The sequence below is a fragment of the Paenibacillus artemisiicola genome, assembly GCF_017652985.1.
GTDB classification, from domain to species: domain Bacteria; phylum Bacillota; class Bacilli; order Paenibacillales; family Paenibacillaceae; genus Paenibacillus_Z; species Paenibacillus_Z artemisiicola.
Genome location: NZ_JAGGDJ010000030.1, coordinates 1 through 13521 on the forward strand (window position 1 = coordinate 1; position 13521 = coordinate 13521).

Annotated in this window: 17 protein-coding genes; all 17 read left to right on the plus strand. The window is 58.7% G+C overall.

Translation table 11 applies throughout. From position 1 onward, the window contains the following. A partial coding sequence (locus tag I8J29_RS23855; protein ID WP_208849936.1) for a helicase-related protein occupies window positions 1-1145 on the plus strand: 1145 nt, incomplete at its 5' end. A gap of 7 nt (window positions 1146-1152) precedes the next feature. After that, the gene (locus I8J29_RS23860; protein WP_208849937.1) at window positions 1153-1959 is read left to right on the plus strand and encodes a ComF family protein; all 807 of its coding nucleotides are present in this window, start codon (window positions 1153-1155) and stop codon (window positions 1957-1959) included. A 362-nt stretch (window positions 1960-2321) separates the two neighbouring features. Beyond that, window positions 2322-2747: a flagellar protein gene (locus I8J29_RS23865; RefSeq protein WP_208849938.1), complete on the plus strand. Its 426-nt coding sequence runs from the start codon at window positions 2322-2324 to the stop codon at window positions 2745-2747. 163 nt (window positions 2748-2910) lie between these two features. Further along, window positions 2911-3189 (plus strand): flagellar biosynthesis anti-sigma factor FlgM, encoded by a 279-nt coding sequence (gene flgM, locus I8J29_RS23870; protein WP_208849939.1) that lies wholly within the window; start codon window positions 2911-2913, stop codon window positions 3187-3189. A gap of 11 nt (window positions 3190-3200) precedes the next feature. Further along, on the plus strand, window positions 3201-3701 hold the full coding sequence (locus I8J29_RS23875; RefSeq protein WP_208849940.1) for a flagellar protein FlgN: 501 nt from the start codon (window positions 3201-3203) through the stop codon (window positions 3699-3701). A gap of 16 nt (window positions 3702-3717) precedes the next feature. After that, window positions 3718-5250: a flagellar hook-associated protein FlgK gene (flgK, locus tag I8J29_RS23880; RefSeq protein WP_208849941.1), complete on the plus strand. Its 1533-nt coding sequence runs from the start codon at window positions 3718-3720 to the stop codon at window positions 5248-5250. Between the two features lie 18 nt (window positions 5251-5268). Then, window positions 5269-6177 (plus strand): flagellar hook-associated protein FlgL, encoded by a 909-nt coding sequence (gene flgL, locus I8J29_RS23885; protein ID WP_240546436.1) that lies wholly within the window; start codon window positions 5269-5271, stop codon window positions 6175-6177. Window position 6178: 1 nt separating this feature from the next. Beyond that, window positions 6179-6757 (plus strand): DUF6470 family protein, encoded by a 579-nt coding sequence (locus I8J29_RS23890; RefSeq protein WP_208849942.1) that lies wholly within the window; start codon window positions 6179-6181, stop codon window positions 6755-6757. 110 nt (window positions 6758-6867) lie between these two features. Continuing rightward, on the plus strand, window positions 6868-7320 hold the full coding sequence (gene fliW, locus I8J29_RS23895; protein ID WP_208849943.1) for a flagellar assembly protein FliW: 453 nt from the start codon (window positions 6868-6870) through the stop codon (window positions 7318-7320). Then, a complete protein-coding gene (csrA, locus tag I8J29_RS23900) occupies window positions 7314-7556 on the plus strand; it encodes a carbon storage regulator CsrA (RefSeq protein WP_208849944.1) in 243 nt (80 codons plus the stop codon). Before fliW ends, csrA begins: the two co-directional genes overlap by 7 nt. 113 nt (window positions 7557-7669) lie before the next feature. Then, window positions 7670-8449 carry a flagellin N-terminal helical domain-containing protein gene (locus I8J29_RS23905; RefSeq protein WP_208849945.1) on the plus strand — a complete coding sequence of 260 codons (780 nt, stop codon included), beginning with the start codon at window positions 7670-7672 and terminating at the stop codon, window positions 8447-8449. 248 nt (window positions 8450-8697) lie between these two features. After that, on the plus strand, window positions 8698-9465 hold the full coding sequence (locus I8J29_RS23910; RefSeq protein WP_208849946.1) for a flagellin N-terminal helical domain-containing protein: 768 nt from the start codon (window positions 8698-8700) through the stop codon (window positions 9463-9465). Window positions 9466-9558: 93 nt separating this feature from the next. Then, window positions 9559-10629, plus strand: coding sequence for a glycosyltransferase family 2 protein (locus I8J29_RS23915; protein ID WP_208849947.1), 1071 nt, complete (start codon window positions 9559-9561; stop codon window positions 10627-10629). Window positions 10630-10803: 174 nt separating this feature from the next. Next, window positions 10804-11205, plus strand: a complete 402-nt coding sequence (locus I8J29_RS23920) for a flagellar protein FlaG (protein ID WP_240546437.1) — start codon at window positions 10804-10806, stop codon at window positions 11203-11205. Between the two features lie 22 nt (window positions 11206-11227). Further along, window positions 11228-12703 carry a flagellar filament capping protein FliD gene (gene fliD, locus I8J29_RS23925; RefSeq protein WP_208849948.1) on the plus strand — a complete coding sequence of 492 codons (1476 nt, stop codon included), beginning with the start codon at window positions 11228-11230 and terminating at the stop codon, window positions 12701-12703. 22 nt (window positions 12704-12725) lie between these two features. Continuing rightward, a complete protein-coding gene (gene fliS / locus I8J29_RS23930) occupies window positions 12726-13103 on the plus strand; it encodes a flagellar export chaperone FliS (protein WP_208849949.1) in 378 nt (125 codons plus the stop codon). A gap of 10 nt (window positions 13104-13113) precedes the next feature. Then, window positions 13114-13443: a flagellar protein FliT gene (gene fliT / locus I8J29_RS23935; protein ID WP_208849950.1), complete on the plus strand. Its 330-nt coding sequence runs from the start codon at window positions 13114-13116 to the stop codon at window positions 13441-13443. Window positions 13444-13521: the final 78 nt, after the last annotated feature.

Consider the following 13521-nt stretch of genomic DNA (forward strand, 5'->3'; position numbering starts at 1 on the left):
ACCTGGCCGCGGCTGCTCCGCCCCCGGGCTCGCGCCCGCCGCAGGCGTCCGCCCCGAACCTGGCCGCCTGGGGCCTCAGCCCGGCCCAAACGGCAGCGGCCTCCGCAGCGCTCGCCTACATCAACGCGCCGCCCGGCCGGCGCGGCGCGAAGCGCCGGTTTCTGCTCTGGGCGGTAACGGGCGCGGGCAAGACGGAAATGATTTTTCCGCTGGTCGAGTCCTGCCTCGCCCGCGGCGGGCGGGCGCTCATCGCGACGCCCCGGCGGGACGTCGTGCTCGAGCTGGACCCCCGGATCCGCAAAGCGTTTCCGGCCGCGGCCGTCGTCACGCTCTACGGCGGCAGCGAGCAGCGCTGGGAGCAGGGCGACATCACGCTGGCCACGACGCATCAGCTCTTCCGTTTCCGCGAAGGCTTCGAGCTGGTCATCGTCGACGAAATCGACGCGTTTCCCTATCACGGCGATCCGATGCTGCACTTCGCCGCCGAGCACGTTCGCGCGCCGCATGGCACCCACGTGCTGCTGTCCGCGACGCCGCCGGCCTCCCTCCGCATGGAAGCCAGGCTCGGCCGGCTGGCGCATGTGCGGGTGCCCGTGCGGTTTCACCGGCATCCGCTGCCCGTGCCGGCGCTGCTTCGCATCCCGCCCGTGCGGAAGCTGCTGCTGCGCGGCCTTCCGCGGAGCTTGACCGCCGCGCTTGGGCGGTCGCTCGAGCGCGGCGCGCAGCTGTTCGTGTTCGTCCAGCAGATCCGCGACGTCGAGCCGCTCGTCGCGAAGCTGCGGACCGCGTTCCCGTCCGTCCCCGTCGCCGGCACGTCGTCGCAGGATCCCGACCGCGCGGAGAAGGTTCGGCAATTCCGGGCCCGCGCCATCCGGCTGCTCGTCACGACGACCATCTTGGAGCGGGGCGTCACCGTGCCGAAGAGCGACGTCTTCATTCTCGACGCGGACGGCAAGCTGTTCGACGATGCCTCGCTCATCCAGATGGCCGGCCGCGCCGGCAGGTCGAAGGACGATCCCGCGGGCAGCGTCTACTTTTGCGCGCCGGAGCGGACGCGCGCCCAGCAGGCGGCGATCGCCCAGATTCGGGGCATGAACCGCATCGCCGGGCGCCGCGGTTACTTGCTCGGCAAGGAAGGACGGTGAGCGGGCGATGACGACCGGAGATCTGTGGCAGTCGCTCCGCAAAGCGTTTCCGCTGTTCACGTCCTTGCTGGCCGCCGGCGGGAGCGGCTGCGCGGTTTGCGGGAACCGCTGCGAACCGGGGCGGCAGGGGGCGCTCGGCTGTTTGTGCAAGCGATGTTTTCGGTCCATTCCTTGGATCGCCCGCGTGTATTGCCCCGTATGCGGCCGGCCGGAGCAGTGTCCCGATTGCGCGCGCCGGACGCGGACGGCGTTTGTCGCGAACCGGTCGGCCGTCCGGTACGATTCGACGATCCGGGAATGGCTCGCGCTGTATAAGTATCGCGGCCACGAGGCGCTCGAGCCGCTGCTCGGGGAATTGCTGACGGCGGCCTACCGCGGCCTCGCGGCCGAGCGTTTCCGGGAGGCGGGTCCCCGTCCCGTCCACGCCGTTATCCCGGTGCCCGTCAGCGAGGCGCGGCTCCTCGAGCGTGGCTTCAACCAGGCGGAACGCCTCGCCGCCCGCCTCGGGGAGGCCGAGGGCATCCCGCTCTTCGACGCGCTGCGGCGCACGCGGCATAGCGCGAAGCAGAGCGCCAAGACGCGAGGCGCCCGGCTGCGCGACACGCGGAATCTCTTCAAGGCCGACGAGGCCGAGCTGGCCCGCATGCTTGAGACGGCCGGCCGGGACGGGCGCTGCCGCTTCGTGCTGGTCGACGACATTTACACGACCGGCAGCACGGCGAACGCCTGCGCGCAAGCCTTGGCAGAAGGAATCGGGCAGGCGGCGCCCGGACTCCGGTTCGACGTGTACGTGTTGACGGTGGCGCGCTCGTAGCCGGAGGCCCTAAGCTCCCCTCTATGCGGCGCCCGGGCTCCTTTACGCGTTGACGGTGGCCCGCTCCTAGTTGGAGAGGCCCTAAGCTCCCCTCTAGGCGGCGCCCGGGCTCCTTTACGCGTTGACGCTGGCCCGCTCCTAGTTGGAGAGGCCCTAAGCTCCCCTCTGTGCGGCGCCCGGGCTCCTTTACGCGTTGACGGTGGCCCGCTCCTAGCAGGAGGCGCCTTAAGCTCCCCCTCTATGCGCCGCCCGTCCGTTTCGCATGCCGTCCTTCCCGGTCCCGTCCAAAAAAAAGGATGAATTTTGGCTATATTTGCGATAATATGGAGTCACGAATCGCGACCTGGAAGGGAGCATGCAAGATGGAACTCGATAACTGTCCCCGCTGCGGCAAACTGTTCGCCAAGAACTTTCGCGACGTGTGCCCCGCCTGCATCAAGGCCATCGACAACGAATATGCGCTGTGCGCGGACTATCTTCGTAAACATAGAGGCGCCAATATCACCGAATTGAACGCGGCTACGGACGTAAGCATCAAGCAGATCACGAAGTTTATCAAAGAAGGCCGGATCTCGCTGGTCGGCGCGCCGAACCTGATGTACCCGTGCGAGATGTGCGGCACGTTGATCCGCGAGCACAATCAGTGCGAGAGCTGCCGGGCCAAGCTGCTGAACGAAGTCGGCCGCGCCAAGATGGGCTTGTCGGACAAGGACGAGAAGGACGACAAGGAAGCGTACCATTCCTCCGGTTCCGCGGCTTCCTTGTACCGAAACCGGAACAACAACTGAACGTATTTATCGCTTCATGCGCTTCCATGCCCGGCACAGCGGCTCGTCGTCCGCCTTTGCCGGGCATTTTCTATGGTTTCGAATCGCTATAAATAATCGCATCGAATTGCCGATAATAGTGGTATCGGCGAATCGGTTTTTCGAATTGTTGGAGGGATTAAACATGAAAATCAACCATACGCAGCGCATCGGCGCGGTGAATCCGTACCAGAAGCAGAACGAGCAGCAGGCCGGAAACGTCGGCCGCAAACGGAAAACGGACGAGGTCCAAATCTCCGCGCAGGCACAGGAAATGCTGTCCGTCAGCCGCGTCGCCGATCCCGAGCGGGCCAAGCGGATCGACGAGCTGAAGGCTTCCGTCAGCTCCGGCACCTACCGCGTGGAATCCGGCAAAATCGCCGAGAAGCTGCTGCCTTACCTGAAAACTAACAAACAAGAATAGGTGGGTTTTCCGTGAACGTCGAGACGATCATCGCCACGCTGGAACAGCAGGCGGAAGTATACGAGCGGCTGCTCGCGCTGGCGAAGGAGAAGACGCCTTACCTGGTCGGCAACCAGGTGGAGCTGCTCAATGCCACGATCCAGAAGGAACGCAGGCTGCTCAAGGCGGCGGAGGAGCTGGAAGCCCAGCGCATGCGGCTGTCGGGACAATACTTCACGTCCGTCGGCATGCTGCGGTACAAGGGCGGCAAAATCAGCGAGATGATCAAGACCGTCACGTCGCCCCACGAGAAATCGCGGCTGATCGAGCTGCACGGGCGGCTGACGAGCCTGCTCGACGAGCTGAAGCACGCGACCCAGCTGAACCAGCAGCTGATCGAGCAGTCGCTGAAGTTCATCGACTATACGATCGATCTCCTAAGCGACGACCCGAACAGCCAATATACGTACCAACATCCGCGGCACGCGCCGTACGGCAAACCGTCCTACGCGCGGTACGACCAGAGAAGATGACGAAGGGGGCGAGAGGATGACGTCCACGTTTCACAGCATCGAGACGGCCAAGCGCAGCTTGCTGACGACGCGGGTCGGACTCGGCACGCTGGGCCACAATATTTCCAACGCGAACACCGAGGGCTACACCCGTCAGCGGGTTCAAATCCAGGCGACCCGTCCGATCGAAGCGTTCGGCATGACCCATTCCGCGGCGGCGGGGCAGATCGGCACCGGCGTCGAAGCCACGGCGATCAACCGGGTCCGCAACGCGTTCCTCGACACGCAGTACCGCGACGAGAACAAATATTTGGGCAACTGGGAAGTGCGGTCGGATACGCTGAGCAAGCTGGAGACGATCGTGAACGAGCCGTCCGAGACGGGACTGCGCACGGTGCTGGACAACTTCTGGTCGGCCTGGTCCGACCTGAGCAAGGATCCGGACAATACGACCAACCGCGAGATCGTGAAGCAAAACGCGCTGGCGCTCGCCGACTCCTTCAACCAGACGGCCAAGCAGCTGCAGAGCCTGAGCGACGATCTGACGGGCTCGATCGACACGAAGGTCCAGCAGGCGAACGTTCTGCTGCATTCCATCGCGGATTTGAACGTGCAGATCAAGCGCAACGAATCCACCGGCGACAGCGCGAACGACCTTCGGGACCAGCGCGACCTGTACGCGGACCAATTGTCCAAGATGATGAACGTCAACGTGTCCGAGAGCGGCGACGGCTACACGATCGCCATGGGCGGCACCGCGCTCGTGGCCGGCGAGCAGGTGACGGATTTGACCTCGGCGGGGGTCGAGGCGGCCTATGCTTCGGGCGATTTGAACAACGGCGACCTGTACGGGACGATCGTGTCCCGCGACCAGTACGTGAAGGGCTACCAGGACCAGCTGGATACCATCGCCAGAACGCTGGCCGAAGGCGACCTGCAGGTTACCATTCCGAAAGGCTCCACCTATAACGGCGTCACGCTGGCCGCCGATCAGGTCGTCACCGTCAAAGGCATCAACGGCCTGCATCAGCTCGGCTTTACGAACGAATCGCCGGCCGCGAAAGGCGAGGATTTTTTCACGTTCGCCACGACGTCCGGCGCGACGGGCATCACGGCCGCGAGCATCCGGCTCAATCCCGCGATCGAGACCGACAGCAACAAAATCGCCGTGTCCATGCGGACGACGACGGACGCGACGGGCACGTCCGCGGTGAAGGGCAACAATACGCTGGCGCTTCTGATCTCCCAGCTGAAGGACACGAAGTTCTCGTTCGATCAAACGTCGACCGGCGGACCGGTGACGCAGGCGACGATGGGCGTCTTCTACAATTCCATGGTCGGCGCGATCGGCATTCAGGCGCAAGAGGCGAACCGGCAATACGATAACGCGAATACGCTCGTCACCCAAGCCGACAGCGCGAGACAATCGGTCAGCGGCGTGTCGCTCGACGAGGAAATGTCGGACATGATCGTGTTCCAGAACGCCTATAACGCGGCCGCCCGGTTCATGACGGTCATCGACGAAACCTTGGATAAATTAATTAACGGCACCGGATCGGTCGGCCGATAAGCAGGGAGGCAACTAACCATGTCGATGCGGGTCACCCAGAACATGACAAGTTCGCGGCTCATCCAGAATTTGAATAGCAACATGCGCAAGATGGCGATCCAGCAGGATCAAATCTCGACGGGGCGCAAAATCAACAAGCCGTCCGACGATCCGGTCGGCCTCACCTACGGACTGCGGTACCGGTCCGATCTGACGGCGAATACGCAGTATCAGGACAATATTTCGTCGTCGCTGTCGTGGTTGGACTTTTACGATACGCAGATGGACCAGGCGACGCAGGTGCTGCAGCGCGTGAACGATTTGGCCGTTCAGGCGGGCACGGGAACGAACACGCCGGATTCCCTCGACGCCATTAACAAGGAAATCGCCGAGCTGAAGAACCAAATGACGGATATCGCCAACAGCAGCTTCAACGGCAAGTTCGTCTTCGGCGGGCAGCTGTTCGACGAGCAGCCGTACCCGTCCGGAACGGATCCGAAGACCGTGTCGGCCGATGCCGGCGCGGTCACGTACGAGATCGGCCAGGGCATTACGATCGACGTCAACATGACGGCGAACCAAGTGTTCGGCGATGCGGATCCCGCAGGCACGACGGACAACGTCTTCTCGATGTTCGACCGGTTGTCGGGCGCGCTCCAGTCGAGCAACTATTCGGCGGTCACCGCCGAGATCGATAACGTCAAGTCGCGCATGAACAAGATCATCTCCGCCCGCTCGGAGAACGGCGCGAAAACGAACCGGACCGAGCTCATGCAGAACCGGATGGAAGAGATGAACGTCGGCTTGACCGCGCTGCAGTCGAAGACCGAGGACGCGGACATGGACCAGCTCTACATCGACTCCACGGTCAGCCAGAACATCTACCAGGCGTCGTTGTCGGTCGGGGCGAAGATCATTACGCCTTCGCTGGTCAATTTCTTGAACTAAGATGAGGCTGCCGCAGCTTCAAATCACGAGCCAAACCGCCATTCTCGGCATTCGGACGGAATGGGGCGCAAGGACGATCCGTTCGGAGCGCGCCGAGGTCGAGGTGCATACGGACAGGCCGCCGACGGAAGCGCAGTCGTACAAGCCGGTCATGACGATCGACCAGTCGGCGACGTGGGACGCGATCAACGGAGGACGGCCGGAGGGCTTGGCCAAGCGGTTGATGTCCCAGACGACGAGCTACGTGGCGCAGCATATTGCGTCCGTGAACGAGAAGTGGCGCAGCATCGGGGATTTGGCGAATAACAAGGCCAACCCGATTCCGGACCTTGCTTACGCGTCGATCACCCGTCAGCGGCCTGCCCTTCCCGTCTTCGGTCCCGCCTCGCGCCTGAATACGAAGGTGTCGTTCGAGGTGCGCAAGCCCGATATCGAAGTGAAACCGTGGAAGGTATCGATCGACGTGGAGCCTCATCGGAAGCCCGATATTCAATTCACGCCGGGCAAGGTGCGTTACACGATGGAGCGCTACCCGAAAGTCACGGTTACGCCGCCGCCGATTGTGGATTTAATGGTATAATTGCCTTCAGGATAGCGTACGACGGAAGAGCTATGGCATCGTGCAAACGAGCTATGGCTCTTCCACGTTTATTCGCCAGCGAGACTTGGTTTAAAGGAGAGAGGGACGCCATGATTTTACAGACCACCAGGTTCGGCCAGATCGAGATTGAAGATCACCAATGGATTGTTTTCCCGTCGGGCATTCCGGGATTCCCCCAGCATAAGCGGTATACGCTCGTTTCCATTGAAGACAGTCCGTTTTATGTGCTGCAGTCGGTCGAAGAGGGGAGTCTGTCTTTCATCGTGACGTCGCCCTTCGATTTTTTCCCCGATTACGAATTCGAGCTGGAGTCGAACATGCTGCACGAGCTGGGGCAGCCTTCCCCGGAACAAGTACGCGTCTTGAACATCGTCACCGTAAAAGACAAGCTCGAAGAAGCGACGGCTAACCTGGCGGCTCCGATCGTCTGGAATACGGCCAATCGACAGGCCGCCCAAGTCATTCTTCAACATACTTCCTACCGGACGAAGCATGCGTTATTTTCGCCGCCGTCCGGCAATAAGGGGGAAGCGTCATGCTAGTGCTGAGCCGTAAGAAGGGCGAGACCATCATGATCGGCAACGATATTGAAATTACGGTGCTGGACGTGCTTGCCGACGGCGTGAAGCTGGGCATCACGGCGCCGAAAGAGGTCGGCATTCTGCGCAAAGAATTGTTCGTCGCGATCGCGGATACGAACAAGGAAGCGTTAAGCTCCATGCCGGCCTTGACGGATCTTCGCAGCCAATACAAGAAATTTATTCAACCGAACGACTAAAATAATGGGCTTCCTTTCCGATATATAAAATAGAGCGATCGAGGGCGGCCGACCTCTCATCGGCTTTACCGCAAGGATGCGGGCTATTTTAGGTACTCAGGGAGGAAACGACGATGATTATCAACCACAATATCAGCGCGCTGAACACGCACCGCAACATGGGCCTGAACAACGCAGCCGCTTCCAAAAACATGGAAAAACTGTCCTCCGGTCTTCGTATCAACCGTGCAGCCGACGATGCCGCGGGTCTGTCGATCTCCGAGAACATGCGCGGTCAAATCCGCGGTCTGGAACAAGCGCAGCGCAACACGCAAGACGGGATCTCGTTCGTGCAAACGGCCGAGGGCGCGCTGAACGAAGTATCCGCGATGCTGAGCCGCGTGAAGGAACTGACGATCCAAGGGATGAACGGTACGTACCAATCGACCGACACCACGAACATCACGACCGAGATCGCCGCCCTGTCCTCGCAAATCGACAACATCTTGGACAACACGACGTTCAACGGCATCACGATCACGGCAGGTGCTACGATCGTAACGGACGACAAAGGCACGCAAATCTCGATCGGCGCAATCACGACGACAAGCTTCAAGAACCTCAGCGCGGCTACGCCTTCCTCCGCTACGCTGACCTCGGTCAATGACGCGATCACCGCGGTTGCGGCTGAGCGCGGCAAGCTGGGCGCGGTTCAAAACCGTCTGGAATACACGTCCAACAACTTGGGCACGACGACGGAAAACCTGACGGCTTCCGAGTCCCGCATCCGCGATACGGATATGGCTAGCGAGATGGTCAGCCTGACGAAGAACAACATCCTGCTGCAAGCGTCGCAATCGATGCTGGCGCAAGCGAACTCCGCGCCGCAAGGCGTGCTGTCGCTGCTCCGTTAATCTATCTTAGCGGAATGAGAACAAAAGGGAGCTTCCCGAAGGTCATCTCGGATGACTGGCGGGAAGCTCCCTTTTTATCGCTCGGTCGAAAGGAAGCGTTAAATATATTGTCGGAACGCTGGATATAGCTCTAAAGTAATGCGAATCGTTTCCGATATATAAGATAGAGTCGATCAAGGGCGGCCGACCTTTCATCGCCTTACCGCAAGGATGCGGGCCATTATAAGACATTCAGGGAGGAAACTTCAATGATTATCAACCATAATATCAGCGCATTGAACACGCACCGCAACATGGGCCTGAACAATGCGGCAGCTTCCAAAAACATGGAAAAGCTGTCCTCGGGTCTTCGCATCAACCGTGCAGCCGACGACGCTGCGGGTCTGTCGATCTCCGAGAACATGCGCGGTCAAATCCGCGGTCTGGAACAAGCGCAGCGCAACACGCAAGACGGGATCTCGTTCGTGCAAACGGCCGAGGGCGCGCTGAACGAAGTATCCGCGATGCTGAGCCGCGTGAAAGAACTGACGATCCAAGGTTTGAACGGCACGTACCAAACGAACGATAAAACCAACATTACGACCGAGGTAGCCGCTCTGTCCTCGCAAATCGACAATATCTTGAACAACACGACGTTCAACGGTATTTCCATCACGGCGGGCGCTACGATCGTAACGGACGACAAAGGCACGCAAATCGCCATCGGTTCGATCGTGACGGCAAGCTTCAAAGGCCTTGCTTCCAACGCTACGCTGACGGCTGTCAACGACGCAATCACGCAAGTTGCCACGGAACGCGGCAAGCTGGGTGCGGTTCAAAACCGTCTGGAATACACGTCCAATAACTTGGGCACGACAACGGAAAACCTGACGGCTTCCGAGTCCCGCATCCGCGATACGGATATGGCTAGCGAGATGGTCAGCCTGACGAAAAACAACATCTTGCTGCAAGCGTCGCAATCGATGCTGGCGCAAGCGAACTCCGCGCCGCAAGGCGTGCTGTCGCTGCTCCGTTAATCGACGCTTCGGTCGCAGCAGCAAAGGGGGCCTTAGATATCCATCTAAGGCCCTTTTCCTTTCCTATCCTTATATCAACAAGGTGGTTGAATCATGCCTATCCGCTTGGCCCTCGTCATGATCGTACGCAACGAGGAGGCGAAGCTCGCCCGTTGCCTCGAAAGCGCATCGCCCTATATGGATGACATCATTATCGTGGATACGGGATCGACGGACCGAACCAAAGAAATCGCGGAGCGCTTCGGCGCGCGCGTCTTTGACTTTGCGTGGCAGGACGATTTCGCGGCCGCGCGCAACTACGCGTTGGATCAGTCCGTGTCGGAGTGGAATCTCGTACTGGATGCGGACGAATACATCGTTCGGTTCGATAGGCAAGCCATGGACGGTCTGCTGCAGGAAACCAAGCATCTCGGGCGCATCGAAGTCGTGAGCTTGACGTCGGAACAAGAAGGCGAAGGCCATGCGAAGGGCTATATCACGCGCCTGCTTCCCTCCCAGGTTCGATTCGAGGGAAGAATTCATGAACAAGCCGTATCCGGGCTGCCGCGCGTCAACGTGCCGATTGCGGTGCTGCACGACGGGTATTTGCATACCGATAAGTCCGCGCGGAACATTCCCATTCTTCTCGCGGAAGCCGCAATGAAACCGAACGATGCTTACGTAAACTACCAACTGGGCAAAGAGTATCAAGGCGTGAACGATTTGGAGCGTGCTTGCCATTATTTCGAACGCGCGTTTCGCCGCTTGCATGGAAGAGAAAGATACGCGCCGAACGCGGCCGTTCAATATATATATGCTTTAAAGGATGCTAAGCGCTATGAAGCGGTGCTCTCGATGATTAACCTGCGGTTGTCCTGGGTGCAGTCGTTCCCGGACTATCATTTTGCCTGCGGCGTGTTCTATCTGGAGCTTGTCTTAAGCGATCCGGGTCGTTATATCGCCTATCTGCCGGAAATCGAGGCCTCCTACTTGAGGAGCATTGCGCTCGGCGAGACCGATCGATACGACACCGTAGAAGGAACCGGATCCTATCTGGCTTTATACAATCTGGCCGTCTATTACGAGATATTCGGACGGACGGGGGAAGCGCTGGACTGCTTGAAGCGTGCCGGGGAGCTGGGCTATGAGAAGGCTAAAGCCAGATTGTCGGCCCTGAAGGGTTAATAAGCCTTCAAGGAGCTGCTGTTTTTGTCGATAACATAGGTATAAAGACTTGATTTCGATCTGCTTGAACGCCGGTGGACAACACGCGAAGTTCAAGCTGGATATATTAAGGAATGGCCGGCCTGTACCGATATATAGGGTAAAGCGTTATTCAACGGAAGGGGTCGTATCTCAATGTCCATGAATGTTTCTTCTGTCACTTCCAGCCGGTTTGTGTCCTCGGATTCAGGCACGAGCGCCCAAGGTTTGGACAAGGCTACCCAGACGACTGGCGAACAAAGCGTATCGTCGACGATCAACACAACGGAAGGGATGCAGCTGGCCGAGCTTCGGGGAGCCAAGATTTCAGCCGGGGACGAACAGAAGATCAAAATGCTGGACAAAGCCATCAAGGCGATGGAAGGCCCCAAAACATCGCTCCATCTTTCGGTACATAAAGAAACCAACACCATCATGATTAAAGTCATGGATAAGGATACCGGCGAGTTGATTCGGGAAGTGCCGCCGGAGAAGACGCTCGACGTCGCGGCCAAGCTGATGGAAATCGCGGGCATCCTGGTCGATCACCGCGTCTAATCGTTACGGAGGGGGAAGAGCAATGACAATGCGCATAACGGGGCTTAGCTCCGGCATGGATATCGATTCCATGGTCAAGACCTTGATGAAGGCGGAGCAAGGCAAGCGGGACAAGCTGGTCAAACAGCAGACGTCGATTACGTGGAAGCAAGAAGCGTACCGGGACGTCGCGACCTCGCTGGTAGACTTCCGCAACAACAAGATGTCCAAGTATAACACGATGTCCTCCCTGACGGCCAAAAAGGCCGAGGTCACGGGAAATACGGCAGCGGTTTCCATTACGTCCGCCAACAGTGTGGCCTCCGGCACCATGTCGGTGAAGGTGGATAATGTCGCCACCGCAGCGAGAAACGTGTATGCCACCTCGGCGGATCCTTTAGCCTATGATGCGAGTAACCCCGGGCAGTACATTACGGTGAACGGCAAGAGAGTCGACATCGTAGCGGGGGACACCACGGATACGGTCATTGCCCGCATCAATGCCGACAAGGACATCAATGCGACCGTCATGTATGCTAACGGCCGGTTATCGATTACGAATAATAAGACCGGCAATCAGTCAGGTACGGATTCGGGAGGCAACCCGATCGATAAGAATGCGGTCATCACGGGATTAGGAACGGCCGATGCCGCCTACCACGTGGATGGCGTCGATGCGAATTACTCCGTGAACGGGCTGAGCTTCACTTCGCAGTCGAATAACGTCACGGTGAACGGCGTCAGCCTGCTGTTGAAGTCCGCCACGGGCACGGGCGGCGATTCCGTGATCTCTTCTACCGTTGACGTGGATAAAATCGTCGACACGATCAAGTCCTTCATCAGCGACTACAACGCCATTCTGGATCAGGTCAACGGCAAGCTGAACGAGCCGTTGTATCGCGATTATCAGCCGTTGACCCAGGAAGAACAAGACGCGATGTCCGACAAGCAGGCGGAGCTCTGGGAGACGAAGGCGAAAAGCGGCCTCCTCGGGAACGACTCGATCCTGTCCTCCATGGTGACCAGCATGAGAACCGCGATGGTGACGGGGTTTGATCTTGGCGGCGGGAAGAGCATCAGCATCCAATCCATCGGCATCTCGACGGGCAAATGGACCGACTACGGCAAGCTCGTCATCGAAGACGAAGATAAGCTGCGCCAAGCCATAACGGAGGATCCCGACAGCATCGCCAAGCTGTTCAACGGATCGGGCGGCAATGCAAGCGATCCCGCAAGCACGAGTTCCGGCTTGGTGACCAAGCTAAGCTCGACGGTCCTTACGGCCCTGCAGGGCATGACGGACAAGGCGGGTACCTCCTCCTACAGCACGGACAAAAACGGCTCGTTCATCGCGAGCTCCATGCTAAGCGAGCAATTGCGGACGATCGCGAAACAAATCTCGGACCAGGATGCCTTGCTGCAGCGCAAGGAAGACCAGTATTATAAACAATTCTCGGCCATGGAAACGGCGATGAACAGATACAGCTCGCAAGCGTCGGCATTCTCGAACTATGCTTAGTTTGTAAGGAGGAACCGGATTCATGCTATCACCTCAACAGAAATACCAACAGTCGTCCGCGCAAACTGCGACGCCGATCCAGCTTGTTCTGATGCTCTACGATGGCGCCATTCGCTTCACGAAGCAAGGCATCGAGGGCATTCAGCAGCAGCAGCGGGAGACCGCGAACAAATACTTATGCAAAGCCGAGGCGATCATTCACGAGCTGATCAGTTCGTTGAATTTCGATTATGCGATTTCCAAGGATCTGGTTAGGATCTATGAATATCTGCTGCATAACTTGATTCAAGCGAATTTGAAAAAAGAAGCTTCGTACGCCGTCGAAGTTCTGGCTCATCTGGAACAGCTGAGGGAGAGCTGGAGACAACTATCCAAGACGGCTGTCGCTGTCGGCAACTAGGAGCGAATCCGTGAGCGTTCAGGCATTAATTGAACTTGATGAAATGACGGAAGCCATTATGGGACAGCTGGCGGATGCGGACTATGAACGGTTCGTAGAGCTGGTCGACTTGCGCGAAAGGGCCTTGGCCGCGCTTGGATCCGGCGTTCCGCTCGAGGAGTCGGACCGGGCGATTGTCCGAAAGCTGATGCGTTATGACGAAGTCTTGATGAGGCGCATGGAACAGCTGCGCGGCGAAGCCTCGGAGTCGCTGTATAAGATTCATTTCTCCAAAATGCAAAAGCGGGTCTACGATTCGGATTTCGTTGAAAGCAGCCTATTCTTCGATAAAAGAAAATAGCGCCGCGATTGTCGGACCGCAAAAAAACCTCTTACCGCGTGAAATCGCGTAAGAGGTTTTTTTTTGCGGTGAATCACG

What these genes read in the sequence shown, in the direction of transcription:
- I8J29_RS23905 (WP_208849945.1), top strand. Translation starts at nt 7,670, where the DNA reads ATGATTATCAACCACAATATCAGCGCGCTGAACACGCACCGCAACATG.
- I8J29_RS23860 (WP_208849937.1), top strand. Translation starts at nt 1,153, where the DNA reads ATGACGACCGGAGATCTGTGGCAGTCGCTCCGCAAAGCGTTTCCGCTG.
- flgL (WP_240546436.1), top strand. Translation starts at nt 5,269, where the DNA reads ATGTCGATGCGGGTCACCCAGAACATGACAAGTTCGCGGCTCATCCAG.
- I8J29_RS23915 (WP_208849947.1), top strand. Translation starts at nt 9,559, where the DNA reads ATGCCTATCCGCTTGGCCCTCGTCATGATCGTACGCAACGAGGAGGCG.
- I8J29_RS23920 (WP_240546437.1), top strand. Translation starts at nt 10,804, where the DNA reads ATGTCCATGAATGTTTCTTCTGTCACTTCCAGCCGGTTTGTGTCCTCG.
- csrA (WP_208849944.1), top strand. Translation starts at nt 7,314, where the DNA reads ATGCTAGTGCTGAGCCGTAAGAAGGGCGAGACCATCATGATCGGCAAC.
- fliW (WP_208849943.1), top strand. Translation starts at nt 6,868, where the DNA reads ATGATTTTACAGACCACCAGGTTCGGCCAGATCGAGATTGAAGATCAC.
- flgM (WP_208849939.1), top strand. Translation starts at nt 2,911, where the DNA reads ATGAAAATCAACCATACGCAGCGCATCGGCGCGGTGAATCCGTACCAG.
- I8J29_RS23890 (WP_208849942.1), top strand. Translation starts at nt 6,179, where the DNA reads ATGAGGCTGCCGCAGCTTCAAATCACGAGCCAAACCGCCATTCTCGGC.
- fliD (WP_208849948.1), top strand. Translation starts at nt 11,228, where the DNA reads ATGACAATGCGCATAACGGGGCTTAGCTCCGGCATGGATATCGATTCC.
- flgK (WP_208849941.1), top strand. Translation starts at nt 3,718, where the DNA reads ATGACGTCCACGTTTCACAGCATCGAGACGGCCAAGCGCAGCTTGCTG.
- I8J29_RS23865 (WP_208849938.1), top strand. Translation starts at nt 2,322, where the DNA reads ATGGAACTCGATAACTGTCCCCGCTGCGGCAAACTGTTCGCCAAGAAC.
- fliS (WP_208849949.1), top strand. Translation starts at nt 12,726, where the DNA reads ATGCTATCACCTCAACAGAAATACCAACAGTCGTCCGCGCAAACTGCG.
- I8J29_RS23910 (WP_208849946.1), top strand. Translation starts at nt 8,698, where the DNA reads ATGATTATCAACCATAATATCAGCGCATTGAACACGCACCGCAACATG.